The sequence below is a fragment of the Mycobacterium sp. E3198 genome (genome assembly GCF_001667015.1).
Classification (GTDB): Bacteria; Actinomycetota; Actinomycetes; order Mycobacteriales; family Mycobacteriaceae; genus Mycobacterium.
The window spans coordinates 81,441-98,736 of the sequence record NZ_LZIS01000027.1 but is presented as its reverse complement, the minus strand read 5'-3'; the positions used below and the strand labels follow the sequence as shown (position 1 = coordinate 98,736).

Here is a 17,296-nt window from a genome sequence, read left to right as displayed (position 1 = left end):
CCTCGGCGGCCGGGCGGGCGCGCTGCTGATCGACGTGGCCATCGACACCGTGCCGCGCGGCTACCGCATCGCCGCCCGGCCCGGCGCGGTGACGCGGCGCGCGGTCAGCCTGCTCGACGAGGACATGGACGCGCTCGAGGAGGCCTGGGAGGTGGCCGGGCTGCGCGGCGCCGGGCGCGTCGTCAAGGTGCAGGCCCCCGGGCCCGTCACGCTGGCCGCCGGGCTCGAGCTGGCCAACGGCCATCGGGCCATCACCGATACGGGCGCCGTGCGCGACTTGGCGGCGTCGCTGGCCGAGGGCGTCGCGGCGCACCGGGCGGCGCTGACCCGCCGTCTCGACACGCCGGTGGTGGTGCAGTTCGACGAGCCGTCGCTGGCCCCGGCCCTGGGCGGTCGGCTGACCGGGGTGACGGCGCTCAGTCCGGTCGCCGCGCTCGACGAAGCGGTCGCCGAGGCGCTGCTGGGCACCTGCGTCGCGGGTGTCGGCGCCGAGGTCCTGCTGCACAGCTGCGCCGCCGGACTGCCGTGGGATCTGTTGCGGCGCAGCGGTATTCATGCGCTGTCCATCGACGCGGGCACGCTGCGCGCGGCGGATCTGGACGGCATGGCCGCGTTCGTCGAAGCGGGCCGCGCGGTCATGCTCGGCGTCGTCAAGACCAGCGCCCCGCAGCGTCGGCCGTCGGCCGAAGAGGTGGCCGCGGCGGTGGTCGCGGTGACCGATCGGCTGCCGTTCGAGCGTTCGGCGCTGCGCGAGCGCGTCGGCGTCACCCCGGCGTGCGGGCTGGCGGCGGCCACGCCCGAGTGGGCCCGCACCGCGATCGGGCTGGCCCGCAAGGCCGCCGAGGCGTTCGCGGAGGACCCGGACGCCATCTAGTCATGCAACCAAAAGGTTGCGCTTTATCGCCGGGACGTGATGTACTCATCCGCAACCAGGAGGTTGCATATGAGTACTGATCGCATTCGGAAACAAGTCGTATTGCGCGCGCCGCTGGATCGGGTGTGGCGGGCCATCACCGAGGCCGAGGAGTTCGGGCGCTGGTTCGGCGTCCGCTTCGACGGGCCCTTCGTGGCGGGCGAACCCGTCGGCGCGACGATTACCCCGACCACGGTCGACGACGAGGTCGCCAAGCGTCAGGAGCCACACGCCGGGGTGAGGAGCACATGGCACATCGTCGCGATCGAACCGCAGCGGCGGTTCGCCTACCGCTGGCACCCGTGCGCGGGCGACCCCGACGTCGATGACGAGCCCACCACGCTGGTCGAGTTCACGTTGGCCGAGACGCCCGACGGCGTACTGCTCACCATCACCGAATCCGGCTTCGACGCCATCCCCGCGGCGCGTCGCTCGTCGGCGTTCGAGTCCAACTCCGAGGGTTGGGCCATCCAGACCGATCTGGTGCGCCGCTACCTGGAGGACGCCCGGGTATGAGCGCGGTCGCCGCGCCGATCTTCGACGCGCTCGGGGATCCCAATCGGTTGCGCATCATCGTGCGGCTCTGCGAGGTCGGGCCGAGCTCGACTTCGCAAGTCAGCGAGGTCATTCCGGTCACGCGGCAGGCGGCCAGCAAGCACCTGCAACTGCTCGAGTCGGCCGGACTGGTCGCCAGCAGCCGTCGGGGCCGGGAGCGCGTCTGGACCGTGCGGACCGAGCCGCTGGCGCAGGCGAGCGACTACCTCACCGCGTTGTCGCGCCGCTGGGACGCCGCGGTCGACCGGCTGCGGGCGTACGTCGAGGAGTGAGCCGGCCCGTCGGTGCCCTTCGATAGCCTGCGAAGGTGACTTCAGCTGAAGCCGACCCCGTTGCGCCCGAGGTCCGGCGGCAATGGCGGGAACTGGCCGACGAGGTGCGCGAACACCAGTTCCGCTACTACGTGCGCGACGCGCCGATCATCTCCGACGCGGAGTTCGACCAGCTGCTGCGCCGGCTCGAGGCGCTCGAGGAGCAGCATCCCGAGCTGCGCACGCCCGATTCGCCCACGCAGCTCGTCGGCGGGGCCGGCTTCGCCACCGACTTCACCGAGGCCGAGCACCTCGAGCGAATGCTGTCCCTGGACAACGTGTTCAGCGCCGAGGAATTCGAGCTGTGGGCCACGCGCGTGCGCGCCGAGGTCGGCGAGGAGGTGCCCTACCTGTGCGAGCTCAAGATCGACGGGGTCGCGCTGTCGCTGGTGTATCGCGACGGCCGGCTGGTGCGGGCGGCGACCCGGGGCGACGGCCGCACCGGCGAGGACGTCACGCTCAACGCCCGCACCATCGACGACGTGCCCGAGCGGCTGACCGCCGCTAAGGGCTACCCCGTGCCAAAGGTCCTCGAGGTGCGCGGCGAGGTGTTCTTCCGCCTCGCCGACTTCGAGGCGCTCAACGCCGCGCTGGTCGAGGACGGCAAGACGCCGTTCGCCAACCCGCGCAACAGCGCCGCCGGATCGCTGCGGCAGAAGGACCCCGCGGTCACCGCGCGCCGCAAGCTGCGGATGATCTGCCACGGGGTGGGACACACCGAGGGCTTCCGGCCCGCCACCCTGCACGACGCCTACCTGGCGCTGGGCGCGTGGGGCCTGCCCGTCTCCGCGCACACCACCCAAGTGGAAAACAACGCCGGCGCGCTCGAACGCATCACCTACTGGGGCGAGCACCGCCACGACGTCGATCACGAAATCGACGGCGTGGTGGTCAAAGTCGACGACGTGTCCCTGCAGCGCAGGCTGGGCTCCACGTCGCGGGCGCCGCGCTGGGCAATCGCCTACAAGTACCCGCCCCAGGAGGTGCAGACCGAGCTCCTCGACATCCGCGTCAACGTCGGGCGGACCGGGCGCGTCACGCCGTTCGCGTTCATGACGCCGGTCAAGGTCGCCGGGTCCACGGTGGGGCTGGCCACCCTGCACAACGCCGCGGAGGTCAAACGCAAGGGCGTGTTGATCGGCGACACCGTGGTGATCCGCAAGGCCGGCGACGTGATCCCCGAGGTGCTGGGCCCGATCGTCGACCTGCGCGACGGCTCCGAACGCGAATTCGTCATGCCCACACACTGTCCCGAGTGCGGCACCGAATTGGCCCCGGCCAAGGAGGGGGACGCGGACATCCGCTGCCCCAACGCCCGGTCGTGCCCGGCGCAGCTGCGGGAGCGGGTGTTTCACGTCGCCGGGCGCGGCGCGCTGGACATCGAGGGGCTGGGTTACGAGGCCGCCGTCGCGCTGCTGCAGGCGGGGGTGATCGCCGACGAGGGCGACCTGTTCACCCTCACCGAAGAGGACCTGCTGCGCACCGAGCTGTTCCGGACGAAGGCCGGCGGGCTGTCGGCCAACGGCGCGCGACTACTCGCCAATCTCGGTGCGGCCAAGGCGAAGCCGCTGTGGCGGGTGCTGGTGGCGTTGTCGATCCGGCACGTCGGGCCGACGGCCGCCCGCGCGCTGGCTACCGAATTCGGCGACCTGCAGGCGATCGAGGACGCGTCCACCGAGCAGTTGGCCGCGGTCGAGGGCGTCGGCCCGACGATCGCCGCGGCCGTCACCGAATGGTTTACCGTCGACTGGCACCGCGCGATCGTCGACAAGTGGCGGGCGGCCGGGGTGCGGATGGCCGACGAACGCGACGCGAGCGTGCCGCGCACCCTGGAGGGCCTCACCATCGTGGTCACCGGTTCGCTGGCGGCGTTCTCCCGCGACGACGCCAAGGAGGCGATCGTGTCGCGCGGCGGCAAGGCCGCGGGTTCGGTGTCGAAGAAGACCGACTACGTCGTCGCCGGCGACGCGCCGGGATCCAAATACGACAAGGCGGTGGAGCTCGGCGTGCCGGTCCTCGACGAGGACGGCTTCCGAACGTTGTTGGCCGAGGGCCCCGCCCCGGAGCCGTCCGCCGAGTGACGCGTCAGCGCAGCATGGTCGCGACGATCCCGGCCAGGTAGCCCAGCCGGGCCACCTCCGACGGCCGGAATTCCGGGCCGGGGCGGCCCAGCACCACCGCGGTGTGCGGATCGCCCAGCGGAGCCGCGACCATCGTCATGTTCATGTCGCGCCACGCCTGCGGCACCCACTCGGCGCTCCCGTCGAGCGCCGACGCGCGCTCGATCGGCAGCCAGGGCGCCGAATCCGCCTTGGTTTCGGGAGCGCCCGGGCTGCCGGCGAGGCGCTCGAGCTCGCCACCCGAGCCGCGCAGCACGGTGCACCAGCTGACCCGCAGCACCCTGGGCGCCTCGTTCGCGAGGACCTGCAGCCGGGCGGCGTTGTCGCCCGCGGCGGCGACATGGTCGAGCAGCTCCAGCTCGCGGTGGGCCTCCAGCAGGCCGGTGTGCGGCCGGACGCTGTCCACCCGGACGTTGGGCAGCGACTCGGCCGCGGTGATCAGCCGGTCGGGCATCGCCCCCGGCGGCAGCTCGATGACCAGGTCGTCGATCGCGTACCCCGAGCTGCGCTCCACCACGTCGAGCGACAGGATGTCGGCGCCCGCCGAGCCGAGCGCCACCGCCAGCGACCCCAGGCTGCCCGGGCGGTCGGCCAGCTCGATGCGCAAGAGATACGACGGCACGGCCAACACTGTCGCACAGCTATGTATCCGCGACATTTCGGCGAACCCTGCGTGCCCGGCCGTCGCGGCGGCCCCGGTAGCAGCGATCGCAAGCGCGGCGACGCCGGGCGCAGCGGGTCGCGACCATCTGGATAGGCTGTCCTGTCGTGTCTCAGATCTCCCGCGACGACGTGGCGCACCTCGCCCGGCTGGCCCGGCTGGCGCTGACCGACGGCGAGCTGGACAGCTTCGCCGGCCAGCTCGACGCCATCCTGACCCACGTCAGCCAGATCCAGGCCGTCGACGTCACGGGCGTCGAACCGACCGACAACCCCCTCAAGGACGTCAACGTCACCCGCCCCGACGAGACGACGCCGTGCCTGACGCAGGCCGAGGCGCTGGCCGCGGCGCCCGAAGCCGTCGACGGCCGCTTCGCCGTGCCGCAGATCCTGGGGGACGCCGAGTGAGCGAGATCGTGCGCTCCGACGCCGCGACGCTGGCCGCCCGCATCGCCGCGAAGGAGCTCTCCTCGACGGAGATCACCCGGGCGTGCCTGGACCGCATCGCCGCGACCGACGACCGCTACCACGCGTTTCTGCACGTCGCGGCCGACGAGGCGCTGGCCGCCGCGGCGGCCGTCGATAAGGCGGTGGCCGCCGGCGAGCGGCTGCCCTCGGCGCTGGCCGGGGTCCCGCTGGCGCTCAAGGACGTGTTCACCACCGTCGACATGCCCACCACCTGCGGCTCCAAGATCCTCGAAGGCTGGCGTTCGCCCTACGACGCCACCGTCACCGCGCGGGTGCGTGCCGCCGGTATCCCGATCCTGGGCAAGACGAACATGGACGAGTTCGCGATGGGCTCCTCGACGGAGAACTCCGCCTACGGCCCCACCCGCAATCCGTGGAACCTCGACCGGGTGCCCGGCGGCTCGGGCGGCGGCAGCGCGGCGGCGCTGGCCGCGTTCCAGGCGCCGCTGGCCATCGGCACCGACACCGGCGGCTCTATCCGCCAGCCGGCCGCGCTGACCGCGACGGTCGGGGTCAAGCCCACCTACGGCACGGTGTCCCGCTACGGGCTGGTCGCCTGCGCGTCGTCGCTGGATCAGGGCGGGCCGTGCGCGCGCACGGTGCTGGACACCGCGTTGCTGCACCAGGTGATCGCCGGGCACGACGGCCGCGACTCGACCTCCGTCGACGCCCAGGTGCCCGACGTGGTGGCCGCCGCCAGGGCCGGCGCGGACGGTGACCTCAAGGGGGTGCACATCGGCGTCGTCAAGCAGCTGCGCGGCGAGGGCTACCAGCCGGGGGTCCTCGCGTCGTTCGAGGCCGCGGTCGAGCAGCTGACCGCGTTGGGCGCCGACGTCAGCGAGGTCGACTGCCCCAACTTCGATCACGCGCTGGCCGCCTACTACCTGATCCTGCCCTCGGAGGTGTCCAGCAACCTGGCCCGCTTCGACGCGATGCGCTACGGGCTGCGGGTCGGTGACGACGGCAGCCACAGCGCCGAGGAGGTCATGGCGCTGACCCGCGCCGCCGGCTTCGGGCCGGAGGTCAAGCGGCGCATCATGATCGGCACCTACGCGCTGTCGGCCGGCTACTACGACGCCTACTACAACCAGGCGCAGAAGGTCCGCACGCTGATCGCCCGCGACCTCGACCGGGCCTACGAATCCGTCGACGTGCTGGTGTCGCCCGCGACGCCGACCACCGCGTTCCCGCTGGGTGAGAAGGTCGACGACCCCCTGGCCATGTACCTGTTCGACCTGTGCACGCTGCCGCTCAACCTGGCCGGCCACTGCGGCATGTCGGTGCCGTCGGGGCTGTCGCCGGACGACGACCTGCCGGTCGGCCTGCAGATCATGGCCCCCGCGCTGGCCGACGACCGCCTGTACCGGGTGGGCGTCGCGTACGAGGCGGCCCGCGGCCCGCTGCCCGCGCCCCCGACGGCTTAGTCGCGCGTTAGTCGCGCCATCGCCGGGCCGCCCAGGCAAGATAAAAAGATGCGGATCGGAATTCTCACCGGGGGCGGCGACTGCCCCGGGCTCAACGCCGTTATCCGGGCGGTGGTGCGCACCTGCGACTCCAGGTACGGCTCGTCGGTGGTCGGGTTCCAGGACGGCTGGCGCGGGTTGCTGGAGAACCGGCGCATCCAGCTGCAGAACGACGACCGCAACGACCGCCTGCTGGCCAAGGGCGGGACGATGCTGGGCACCGCCCGGGTGCATCCCGACAAGCTGCGCGCCGGTCTGAACCAGATCAAGCAAACCCTGGACGACAACGGCATCGACGTGCTGATCCCGATCGGCGGCGAGGGCACGCTGACCGCCGCGCACTGGCTGTCGGAGGAAAACGTTCCGGTCGTCGGCGTGCCCAAGACCATCGACAACGACATCGATTGCACCGATGTGACTTTCGGCCACGACACCGCGTTGACCGTGGCCACCGACGCGATCGATCGGTTGCACAGCACGGCCGAATCCCACCAGCGGGTGATGCTGGTGGAGGTGATGGGCAGGCATGCGGGATGGATCGCGTTGAACGCCGGGCTGGCGTCCGGCGCGCACATGACGTTGATCCCCGAGCAGCCCTTCGACGTCGAGGAGGTCTGCCGGCTCGTCAAACGCCGCTTCCAGCGCGGGGATTCGCATTTCATCTGCGTCGTCGCCGAGGGCGCCAAGCCGGTCGCCGGCTCAATCAGCTTGCGGGAAGGCGGAATTGACGAGTTCGGCCATGAGCGCTTCACCGGTGTCGCCGCGCAGCTGGGCGCCGAGGTCGAGACGCGGATCAACAAGGAGGTCCGGGTGACCGTGCTGGGGCACGTCCAGCGGGGCGGCACCCCGACGGCGTATGACCGGGTGCTGGCGACCCGGTTCGGCGTCAACGCGGCCGACGCCGCCCATGCCGGCGAGTACGGCCAGATGGTCTCGCTGCGCGGCCAGGACATCGGCCGGGTGTCGCTGGCGGACGCGACGCGCCAGCTCAAGCTGGTGCCCGACAGCCGCTACGACGACGCGGCGGCCTTCTTCGGTTGATCGGCCGGGTGGCGACCCGATTGCAAACGCCCGGCGGCTTCCAGTTGACGGCCGGCTGAATTTGCCGGCAAATCGGGCAGCTCACGGTGGGTCGGCGCGATATTCGTGGTTTTCCCCCAGCTCGAAGCGGTTATACCGGGACGTATGAGCAACCGCGGTTCACTTCGCGGAGTCATTCAACAGCCGCCAGCATCGGCGGGGCCCCCGGGCCCGCCGGGCCGCGGGCGGCCGCCGCCGGGCTGGCGCGTGGACGCCGATCCGGCGTCCCCCACGGTGCCGCAGCCCCCGCCCACCACGCCCGCTCCGGCGCGGCGCGCACAACGCCGCCGCCCGGAGCTGACGGTCGGCGGGACCGCGCTCGACAGCCTCGACGAGCAGCACACCGAGGATTCGGCTCCGTTCGACTGGCGGGCACTGATCCGCCGGCTCACCGGAATCAATCTCGGCCCGGGCAAGGACTCGGCGTACGAACAGGAGCTGCGGGACCGCATCCGCAGGCCCGTCGGCGGGGCGTTTCCCATCGCCGTGCTCAACCTCAAAGGCGGTGTCGGCAAGACCGTGGTGGTCGAGGCGCTGGGCTCGACCTTCGCCGCCGTGCGCGACGACCGGGTGATCGCCATGGACATCGATGCCGGCGACTTGGCGGAGCGCCACGGGCGCCGGAACCCGCTGAGCCTGGCCGACCTGCTCCGAGACGACGCCGCCACGCAATATTCGGACGTGCGGGCCCACACGTACAAGAACAGCTTCGGGCTCGAGGTGCTGGGGCTGCCCGACTATGCGCGCACCGACTGGCGGCTGGAGCGCCACGACGTCGTCAAGGCATTCTCGATTCTGCGCAAACACTATTCGGTGGCGTTGGTGGACTGCGTCAAGGCGGTCAACTCGGCCGTGATGGACGCCGTCCTGCCGGAGGCGCGGGCCCTGGTGGTGGTCACCAGCACGTCCATCGACGCGATACGAAAGACCAAGACGACGCTGGACCTGTTGCGCAACAACGGCTATGAGCGATTGATGGCCTCGACGGTGCTGGCGATCAACCACGTCGAGGCCGGCAGGGTCGGCGTGGTGGCCGCCAAGGAGCTCGAGCAGTTGTCCGCCCGCGTCGCGGCCACCGTCGTGCTGCCGTTCGATCGGCACGTGCACGACGGCAAGGAGATCGGCCTGGATCGGCTGAGCAAGGACAGCAGGCGCAGCTACCTGGAGATGGCGGCCGCGATCGCCGACATGTTTGGCGACCACGGCGCGCAGCGAAACCTGCGGCTGGGGGCCCGGCGCACGCCGCACGGGCGCTGAGCGGCGAGCCGTCGATCGTCGTTACGATCGACGGCATGAGTATTGCCGCCGCGGCCGACCTGATGGACTACGACGAGGTCATCGCGCGCTTCGACCCGGTCCTCGGCCTCGAGGTGCATGTCGAGCTGTCCACCGTGACCAAGATGTTCTGCGGCTGCGCCACCACGTTCGGCGCCGAACCCAACACCCAGGTCTGCCCGGTATGCCTCGGGCTGCCGGGCTCGCTGCCGGTGCTCAACCAGGCGGCGGTCCAGTCGGCGATCCGGATCGGGCTGGCGCTGAATTGCGAGATCGTGCCCTGGTGCCGCTTCGCGCGGAAGAACTACTTCTACCCGGACATGCCGAAGAACTACCAGATCTCGCAGTACGACGAGCCGATCGCGATCAACGGCTATCTGGAGGCGCCGCTGGAAGACGGCAGCACCTGGCGGGTGGAGATCGAGCGGGCGCACATGGAAGAGGACACCGGCAAGCTCACCCATCTGGGCAGCGAAACCGGGCGGATTCACGGCGCGACGACGTCGCTGATCGACTACAACCGGGCCGGCGTGCCGCTGATCGAGATCGTCACCAAGCCGATCGTCGGCGCCGGCGCCCGGGCCCCGCAGATCGCCCGGGCCTACGTCACCGCGCTGCGAGACCTGTTGCGCGCCTTGGGCGTATCCGACGTCCGGATGGACCAGGGCTCCATGCGTTGTGACGCCAACGTGTCGCTGATGCCGACGGGAACCACCGAGTTCGGCACCCGTACCGAGACCAAGAACGTCAACTCGCTGAAAAGCGTCGAGGTCGCCGTGCGCTACGAGATGCAGCGCCAGGGCGCCGTCCTGTCCTCCGGCGGCCGAATCACCCAGGAAACCAGGCACTTCCACGAATCCGGCTACACCAGCCCGGGCCGCACCAAGGAGACCGCCGAGGACTACCGCTATTTCCCCGAGCCGGACCTGGAGCCCGTCGCACCCAGCCGCGAGCTGGTCGAGCAATTGCGGCAGACCATCCCGGAGCTGCCCTGGTTGAGCCGCAAGCGGATTCAGCAGGAGTGGGGTGTCTCCGACGAGGTGATGCGGGATCTGGTCAACGCCGGCGCCGTCGATCTGGTCATCGAGACCGTCAAACACGGCGCGTCGAGCGAGCAGGCCCGCGCCTGGTGGGGAAACTTCCTGGTGCAGAAGGCCAATGAGGCGAACGTCGAGTTGGACGGGCTGGCCATCACGCCGGCCCAGGTCGCCGCGGTGATCGCGCTGGTCGACGAGGGCAAGCTGTCGAACAAGCTGGCCCGCCAGGTGGTGGAGGGCGTGCTGGCCGGGGAGGGCGAACCCGAGCAGGTGATGACCGCGCGGGGTCTGGCCCTGGTGCGCGACGACTCGGTCACGCAGGCCGCCGTCGATGAGGCCCTGGCCGCCAATCCCGATGTCGCGGAAAAGATCCGCGGCGGCAAGGTGGCCGCGGCCGGCGCGATCGTCGGCGCGGTGATGAAGGCCACCCGCGGACAGGCCGACGCGGCGCGGGTGCGAGAACTGGTGTTGGCCGCCTGCGGTCAGGGCTGAGCGCCGGCGCGGCCGCCCGATCGCGCGCAAACAGTTGGGAAAACCCTCGCCCGGACCGATGATGGTCGGTGTGTTCGACGACTTGATGGCGATGCTGGACGGCCCGGTGTTCGTCGTGACCTCCCGGGCCGACGACCAGCCGGCGGGCTGCCTGATCAGTTTCGCCAGCCAGACCAGCGTGGCGCCCCCGAGTTTCCTGGTCGCGATCCCCCGCAGCAGCGGCACCAGCGACGCGGTGCGCCGATCCGAGCACCTCGCGGTGCACGTGTTGGCGCAGCACCAAGTCGCCCTGGCCGAGCTGTTCGACGGCGAAACGGATGACGAGGCGGAGAGATTCGGACACTGCTCCTGGCGCGCCGGCCCCCACGGGATGCCGATTCTCGACGAGGCGATCGGCTGGTTCGTCGGGAAGACCGCGTATTGGCTCGACATCGGCGATCACCTGGGCTACGTCGTGGAACCGGTCGTGGGATGGGCCCCCGAGTCCTACGAAGACGTGCTGTACCTGTCCGATCTCGACGACCTCGACCCCGGCCACGCCGCGCCGGAGCGGTTCGTGCTGCACAAGCCGGCCGCCGAGCCGCGCAAATACGGCATCAGGTTCACCCTCGACGGGCCCGTCTAGGTCTTGTCGTCGTTGTTCCGCGGGAAGCCACCGCCCTGCGGGAACAGCGGGAACACCACGTCGTCGAGTTTCTCGGCGTCCCCGGCGGTCTTGTTGACCGTTGCGCCCCAGACGTTTCCGTCCGGCGACATCCGCAGCGCCCAGGCGTGGGCGTGGGTGTCCTTGCGGACGACGTCGGGTTCGCCGGTAACCGCGCCCGTCTTTTGGTCGAGCCGCACCGCGACCGTCAGCTTGGTGTTGATCAGGTTGACCAGGACGGTCCCGTCCATCGCGGCGCAGCCGGCCACGCCGGGCTTGTCCGGCCACGTCCACACGGTGGAGACCTCCGAGGTCTTGGTGATGCGCTGCAGGCGATCCGCGGTGGGGGTGCGGTCGGCGACGTACAGCGAGCCGTCGACGGGGTCGATGCACATGCCGCCGCCGGAGCCGACGCCGGACAGCGCGGTCGTCGGCGGCGCCTGGCCGAGGGTGGTCGGCTGCTCGATGCGCAGCACCTTGCCGGCGAGCGACCTGGGGTCGGCGGCCATCGCCGGGTTGCCGGCGTCGCCGGTCATCACGACCAGCGTGGTGGGGCTGGTGAAGATCAGGGCCCCGGTGTTTCCGGTGGCGCCCTTGGGGATCCCGGTCAGGATGTCCTTGGGGATGTCCCCGTCAGCCACGCGGATCACCCGATTGTCGGTGGGCGTGCTGATGTAGGCGTACATCAGCCGGTCCTGCTGATACGTCGGCGACAGCACGATGTCCATCAGGCCGCCGTCACCGGACGGGTCGACCGGGATGACGGTCTTCACCTTCGGCTCGGCGCTGACGGAAATTTCCTTGACGGCGCCGGTGGTGCGTTCGGCGACCAACGCGGTTTTGCTGTCCGGCCCCATGATCAGGCCGCTGGTGCTTTCCAGGCAGCCCTGCATGACCCCCGGCGCCGGGCAGGCCTTGGGGAAGGGCGTCGGCGGCAGCGGCGGCGGCGGGGGAGGCGTCGAGCTCGGCTGGGGCTTGAGTTCGGGGTTGGTGGTGAAGGGCTGGGACTGGGCGTCGTTGAACCGCGCGCAGCCGCTCGCGACCAGCACCAGCGCGGAAACCGCCGCGAGCGCGCCCCGAACCGAGCGCCGTATCCCCATGATCGACAGGCTACGGACTGCGCGGGCGGCGCCGCCACACGCCCGCCCCCGTGTCCGGCTGCGCAAGCGCCGCCGGTCGAGCGCCGATTTCACCCTTTTCGTCCGGTGCCGGCGCGCGGAAAGGCGATTTTCGACCGATTCGGGCCGATTCGGCGGACTAAGTGCGCGAAAGCGCCGCTCAAATCCCCGATTCAGGACTTTTTGCCCTTACCCTGACACCCGTGACCAGTCAATCGAATGACGCACCTTGGCAGCGGCCGGGCGAAAGCCCGGAGCCAGTCCCCGGGCGCCCCGCCTCGGCGCGCCTGGTCGACCCCGAGGATGACCTGACGCCGGTCGGGTACCCGGGCGATTTCGGCACCACCACGGTCATCCCCTACCAGGACCCCAACCAGCACGCCGGGCCGGGCACCGGCGGATACCACCTGCTCGACCAGCAGGAACCCCTGCCGTACGTGCAGCCGCAGGCGGCGGCGCAGCCGGGAGCGATCTCCGCCGCCGAGCCGGCCCAGATCGACGCGGACAAGGACGACGACCGCCACCGCGACGTCGGCAGGCGCGGCACCCAACACCTGGGTCTGCTGTTGTTGCGGGTCGGGCTGGGCGTGGTGCTCGGCGCCCACGGGCTGCAGAAGCTGTTCGGCTGGTGGGGCGGCGGGGGATTGACCGGGCTCAGGAATTCGCTGTCCGACGTCGGCTACCACCACGCCGACATCCTCGCCTACGTGAGCGCGGGCGGTGAGATCGTGGCCGCTGTGCTGCTGATCTTGGGGCTGTTCACCCCGATCGCCGCGGCGGGCGCGCTGGCGTTTTTGATCAACGAACTGCTGGCCACCGTTTCCGGCGGCTCCCGTTCCCACGCCTACTCGTACTTCCTGCCGCAGGGCCACGAATACCAGATCACCCTGATCGTCCTGGCCGCCGCGGTCGTCCTGTGCGGACCGGGCCGCTACGGCCTCGACGCGAACCGGGGCTGGGCGCACCGGCCCTTCATCGGGTCGTTCGTCGCCCTGCTGGCGGGCATCGCCGCCGGCGTGGCGGTATGGGTGCTGCTCAATGGGGTCAACCCGATCGCCTGACTCATCGGTAGGGGTTGGGCACCCGCCCCGCGCTGGCCTCGGTCAGCTGCGGCAGCGTCGCGAAGGTGACGGCGGGCAAGCGCAGCTCCGCGCCGCTTTTGAGGCGGGCGCGCGCCCAGGAACCGCGGGAAAAGCGCAGCCCCTCGATCTCCTCCCAGCGCACCGTCCGGCTGCCCAGCAGCGTCCGGACCGTCACGCCCTGCTCGTCGGCGACCGTGCGCAGCCGGATGATCAACGCGGACAACACCACCGGGATGATCAGCAGCGGCGCGCACACCGGCCAGGCCAGCACCGGTATCAGCAGGCCGAGGGCGAAGAACCCGACGGCGAAGTGGGCCATCGGCGACACCTTGATCACCACGGGGGAATCGGTAGCCACCCGAGCATCCTCGCACCGGGGGCCCGGGCCGCACACGGGGGCCGGATTTGACTCCTGAGCTGTGCGAAGGCTACCGTCGGACGCTATGGATACCGCCGGAAAGCCCGGAATGCTCGTAGTACTTAGTCAGCGCGTTGGTGGCTGACCGGCTCTTCGGCATTTGAAGCTATCCAGCACCAACGCGCAACCCTCGTTCAGCGGCCGAGCTGACGGGGGTTTTTTCTTGCGCGGCAACGAAACGACGAAGCGTGACCAGACGGGACAAGAGGGCGAGGACGACAGTGAGCGCACCCACCAAGCCGGCGACGCCTGACGCGGCCAGCGTCGCCACCGACGCGGTGAAACCCGCCGCAAAGACGCCGGCGGCGCAACCGAAACGCATTGGACCGGAGCAACTTACGGGCGCCCAATCGGTGATCCGGTCGCTGGAGGAACTCGACGTCGAGGTGATCTTCGGGATCCCCGGCGGCGCCGTGCTGCCCGTGTACGACCCGCTGTTCGACTCGAAAAGGCTGCGCCACGTGCTGGTTCGCCATGAGCAGGGCGCCGGCCACGCGGCCAGCGGGTACGCGCACGCCACCGGCAAGGTCGGGGTCTGCATGGCGACGTCGGGTCCCGGCGCCACCAACCTGGTGACGCCGTTGGCCGATGCCCAGATGGACTCGATCCCCGTCGTCGCCATCACCGGACAGGTCGGGCGCGGGCTGATCGGCACCGACGCCTTCCAGGAGGCCGACATCTCGGGCATCACGATGCCGATCACCAAGCACAACTTCCTGGTCCGCTCCGGCGACGAGATTCCGCGGGTGATCGCCGAGGCGTTCCACATCGCCGCCTCGGGCCGCCCCGGCGCGGTGCTCGTCGACATCCCCAAGGACGTGCTGCAGGGCCAGTGCACGTTCAGCTGGCCGCCCCGGATGGACCTGCCCGGCTACAAGCCGAACACCAAGCCGCACAACCGGCAGATCCGCGAGGCCGCCAAGCTGATCGCGGCCGCACACAAACCGGTGCTGTACGTCGGCGGCGGGGTCATTCGCGGCGAGGCCACCGAGCAGCTGCTCGAGCTGGCCGAGCTGACGGGCATCCCGGTGGTCACGACGCTGATGGCGCGCGGCGCCTTCCCGGACAGCCACCGGCAGCACATGGGCATGCCCGGCATGCACGGCACGGTCGCCGCGGTGGCCGCGCTGCAGCGCAGCGACCTGCTGATCGCGCTGGGCACCCGGTTCGATGACCGGGTGACCGGAAAGCTCGACTCGTTCGCCCCGGAGGCCAAGGTCATCCACGCCGACATCGACCCGGCCGAGATCGGCAAGAACCGGCACGCGGACGTGCCGATCGTCGGCGACGTCAAGGCCGTCATCACCGACCTGATCGCGATGCTGCGCCACCACGACATCCCGGGCAGCATCGAGATGGCCGACTGGTGGGCCTACCTGAAGGGCGTCCAGGCCACCTACCCGCTGAGCTACGGGCCGCAGAGCGACGGCAGCCTGAGCCCCGAGTACGTCATCGAGAAGCTGGGCGAGATCGCCGGCCCGGACGCCGTGTACGTCGCCGGTGTCGGCCAGCACCAGATGTGGGCCGCCCAGTTCATCTCCTACGAGAAGCCGCGCACCTGGCTGAATTCCGGCGGGCTGGGCACCATGGGGTTCGCCATTCCGGCGGCCATGGGCGCCAAGATCGCCCGACCCGACGCCGAGGTGTGGGCGATCGACGGGGACGGCTGCTTCCAGATGACCAACCAGGAGCTGGCCACCTGCGCGATCGAGGGCGCGCCGATCAAGGTGGCGCTGATCAACAACGGCAACCTGGGCATGGTGCGCCAGTGGCAGACGCTGTTCTATCAGGAGCGCTACTCGCAGACCGACCTCGCGACGCATTCGCACCGCATCCCCGACTTCGTGAAGCTGGCAGAGGCGCTGGGCTGCGTCGGATTGCGTTGCGAGCGTGCCGAAGACGTCGTCGACGTGATCAACCAGGCGCGCGCGATCAACGACCGTCCGGTGGTGATCGACTTCATCGTCGGCGCCGACGCGCAGGTGTGGCCGATGGTCGCCGCCGGCACCAGCAACGACGAGATCCAGGCGGCCCGCGGCATTCGCCCGCTGTTCGACGACGAAACCGAAGGGCACGCCTGATGAACACGAAAACCCACACGCTGTCGGTGTTGGTCGAGGACAAACCCGGCGTGCTCGCGCGCGTGGCGGCGCTGTTCTCCCGGCGCGGCTTCAACATCGAGTCGCTGGCCGTCGGCGCGACCGAGCAGAAGGACATGTCGCGCATGACGATCGTGGTCTCCGCCGAGGAGACCCCGCTCGAGCAGATCACCAAGCAGCTCAACAAGCTGATCAACGTGATCAAGATCATCGAGCAGGACGACGACAACTCCGTGTCCCGCGAGTTGTCTCTGATCAAGGTGCGCGCCGACGCCGGCACCCGCAGTCAGGTGATCGAAGCGGTGAACCTGTTCCGCGCCAAGGTGATCGACGTGTCACCGGAATCGCTGACCATCGAGGCCACCGGCGACCGGGGCAAGATCGAGGCATTCCTGCGCGTGCTGGAGCCGTTCGGCATCCGCGAGATCGCCCAATCCGGAATGGTGTCGCTGTCCCGCGGTCCACGCGGCATGGGCACCGGCAAGTAACGAATAAGGAGATATCCAACCGTGGCATTAGAGATGTTCTACGACGACGACGCGGACCTGACGATCATCCAGGGCCGCAAGGTCGGTGTGATCGGGTACGGCAGCCAGGGGCACGCGCACTCGCTGAGCCTGCGCGACTCCGGCGTGCAGGTGCGCGTCGGCCTCAAGGAGGGTTCGAAGTCGCGGCCGAAGGTGCAAGAGCAGGGCCTGGAGGTCGACACCCCGGCAGAGGTCGCCAAGTGGGCCGACGTCATCATGCTGCTGGCCCCCGACACCGCTCAGGCCGACATCTTCGCCAGCGACATCGAGCCCAACCTGAAGGCCGGCGACGCTTTGTTTTTCGGCCACGGGCTCAACATCCACTTCGGGCTGATCAAGCCGCCCGCCGACGTCACCATCGCGATGGTCGCCCCCAAGGGCCCCGGCCACCTGGTGCGCCGCCAGTTCGTCGACGGCAAGGGCGTGCCCTGCCTGATCGCCGTCGACCAGGACCCGACCGGGCAGGGCGAGGCGCTGGCGCTGTCGTACGCCAAGGCCATCGGCGGCACCCGCGCCGGCGTCATCAAGACCACCTTCAAGGACGAGACCGAAACCGACCTGTTCGGTGAGCAGGCCGTGTTGTGCGGCGGCACAGAGGAATTGGTGAAGGCCGGTTTCGACATCATGGTCGAGGCGGGCTACCCGCCGGAGATGGCGTACTTCGAGGTGCTGCACGAGCTCAAGCTGATCGTCGACCTGATGTACGAGGGCGGCATCGCCCGGATGAACTACTCCGTGTCCGACACCGCGGAGTTCGGCGGCTACCTGTCGGGTCCGCGCGTCATCGACGAGGGCACCAAGGACCGGATGCGGGACATCCTGCGCGACATCCAGAACGGCGACTTCGTCAAGAAGCTGGTCGCCAACGTCGAGGGCGGCAACAAGCAACTCGAGCAGCTGCGCAAGGAGAACGCCGAGCACCCCATCGAGGTCACCGGCAAGAAGCTGCGCGACCTGATGAGCTGGGTGGACCGCCCCATCACCGAAACGGCGTAGCTCGCTTCGTCGAGCGTGAACCTGTTGCGAATTTTCCGC

Annotated in this window: 17 protein-coding genes; 14 read left to right on the top strand and 3 right to left on the bottom strand. The window is 70.1% G+C overall.

Features of this window, described 5'->3' with window-relative positions; genetic code table 11:
* From A5673_RS04180 to ligA, 4 genes are all read left to right on the top strand, one after another.
* On the top strand, window positions 1-874 hold an 874-nt coding region (locus A5673_RS04180; RefSeq protein WP_068227374.1), incomplete at its 5' end, for a methionine synthase.
* Between the two features lie 69 nt (window positions 875-943).
* Window positions 944-1,429: an SRPBCC family protein gene (locus A5673_RS04175; RefSeq protein ID WP_068227372.1), complete on the top strand. Its 486-nt coding sequence runs from the start codon at window positions 944-946 to the stop codon at window positions 1,427-1,429.
* Window positions 1,426-1,740: a helix-turn-helix transcriptional regulator gene (locus A5673_RS04170; RefSeq protein WP_068227370.1), complete on the top strand. Its 315-nt coding sequence runs from the start codon at window positions 1,426-1,428 to the stop codon at window positions 1,738-1,740. Before A5673_RS04175 ends, A5673_RS04170 begins: the two co-directional genes overlap by 4 nt.
* A 35-nt stretch (window positions 1,741-1,775) precedes the next feature.
* Window positions 1,776-3,860: an NAD-dependent DNA ligase LigA gene (ligA, locus tag A5673_RS04165; protein ID WP_068227368.1), complete on the top strand. Its 2,085-nt coding sequence runs from the start codon at window positions 1,776-1,778 to the stop codon at window positions 3,858-3,860.
* A gap of 4 nt (window positions 3,861-3,864) precedes the next feature.
* Here ligA and A5673_RS04160 read toward each other — a convergent pair whose 3' ends face one another.
* Window positions 3,865-4,521, bottom strand: a complete 657-nt coding sequence (locus tag A5673_RS04160; RefSeq protein WP_156747831.1) for an amino acid-binding protein — start codon at window positions 4,519-4,521, stop codon at window positions 3,865-3,867.
* 146 nt (window positions 4,522-4,667) lie between these two features.
* Between A5673_RS04160 and gatC the strand changes: the two genes are divergently transcribed.
* From gatC to A5673_RS04130, 6 genes are all read left to right on the top strand, one after another.
* Entirely contained in the window at window positions 4,668-4,967 is a 300-nt protein-coding gene (gene gatC, locus A5673_RS04155; RefSeq protein WP_068227364.1) for an Asp-tRNA(Asn)/Glu-tRNA(Gln) amidotransferase subunit GatC, read from the top strand.
* Entirely contained in the window at window positions 4,964-6,451 is a 1,488-nt protein-coding gene (gene gatA, locus A5673_RS04150; RefSeq protein WP_068227363.1) for an Asp-tRNA(Asn)/Glu-tRNA(Gln) amidotransferase subunit GatA, read from the top strand. Before gatC ends, gatA begins: the two co-directional genes overlap by 4 nt.
* 48 nt (window positions 6,452-6,499) lie before the next feature.
* On the top strand, window positions 6,500-7,531 hold the full coding sequence (locus tag A5673_RS04145) for an ATP-dependent 6-phosphofructokinase (RefSeq protein ID WP_068227360.1): 1,032 nt from the start codon (window positions 6,500-6,502) through the stop codon (window positions 7,529-7,531).
* Window positions 7,532-7,675: 144 nt separating this feature from the next.
* Window positions 7,676-8,827: a MinD/ParA family protein gene (locus tag A5673_RS04140; RefSeq protein ID WP_156747830.1), complete on the top strand. Its 1,152-nt coding sequence runs from the start codon at window positions 7,676-7,678 to the stop codon at window positions 8,825-8,827.
* A 35-nt stretch (window positions 8,828-8,862) separates the two neighbouring features.
* Window positions 8,863-10,374 (top strand): Asp-tRNA(Asn)/Glu-tRNA(Gln) amidotransferase subunit GatB, encoded by a 1,512-nt coding sequence (gene gatB / locus A5673_RS04135; protein ID WP_068227357.1) that lies wholly within the window; start codon window positions 8,863-8,865, stop codon window positions 10,372-10,374.
* A gap of 61 nt (window positions 10,375-10,435) precedes the next feature.
* Complete coding sequence (locus A5673_RS04130) at window positions 10,436-10,999, top strand: flavin reductase family protein (RefSeq protein ID WP_068227392.1); 564 nt, start codon at window positions 10,436-10,438, stop codon at window positions 10,997-10,999.
* On the opposite strand, the gene A5673_RS04125 is transcribed toward A5673_RS04130, so the two are convergent.
* Entirely contained in the window at window positions 10,996-12,117 is a 1,122-nt protein-coding gene (locus A5673_RS04125) for a sorbosone dehydrogenase family protein (protein WP_068227355.1), read from the bottom strand. The two genes, A5673_RS04130 and A5673_RS04125, sit on opposite strands and share 4 nt — an antisense overlap.
* A gap of 221 nt (window positions 12,118-12,338) precedes the next feature.
* Here A5673_RS04125 and A5673_RS04120 point away from each other — a divergent pair, with 221 nt between their 5' ends.
* Window positions 12,339-13,196, top strand: a complete 858-nt coding sequence (locus tag A5673_RS04120; RefSeq protein WP_068227353.1) for a DoxX family protein — start codon at window positions 12,339-12,341, stop codon at window positions 13,194-13,196.
* 1 nt (window position 13,197) lies between these two features.
* On the opposite strand, the gene A5673_RS04115 is transcribed toward A5673_RS04120, so the two are convergent.
* Window positions 13,198-13,536, bottom strand: a complete 339-nt coding sequence (locus tag A5673_RS04115) for a PH domain-containing protein (RefSeq protein WP_068227390.1) — start codon at window positions 13,534-13,536, stop codon at window positions 13,198-13,200.
* A 320-nt stretch (window positions 13,537-13,856) separates the two neighbouring features.
* On the opposite strand from A5673_RS04115, the gene A5673_RS04110 reads away from it, so the two are divergent.
* From A5673_RS04110 to ilvC, 3 genes are read left to right on the top strand one after another with little or no spacing between them, the layout of a single operon-like run.
* Window positions 13,857-15,716 (top strand): acetolactate synthase large subunit, encoded by a 1,860-nt coding sequence (locus A5673_RS04110; RefSeq protein WP_068227351.1) that lies wholly within the window; start codon window positions 13,857-13,859, stop codon window positions 15,714-15,716.
* Window positions 15,716-16,222: an acetolactate synthase small subunit gene (gene ilvN, locus A5673_RS04105; protein ID WP_066970124.1), complete on the top strand. Its 507-nt coding sequence runs from the start codon at window positions 15,716-15,718 to the stop codon at window positions 16,220-16,222. Before A5673_RS04110 ends, ilvN begins: the two co-directional genes overlap by 1 nt.
* A 33-nt stretch (window positions 16,223-16,255) precedes the next feature.
* The gene (ilvC, locus tag A5673_RS04100; RefSeq protein WP_082958530.1) at window positions 16,256-17,257 is read left to right on the top strand and encodes a ketol-acid reductoisomerase; all 1,002 of its coding nucleotides are present in this window, start codon (window positions 16,256-16,258) and stop codon (window positions 17,255-17,257) included.
* Window positions 17,258-17,296 lie beyond the last annotated feature (39 nt).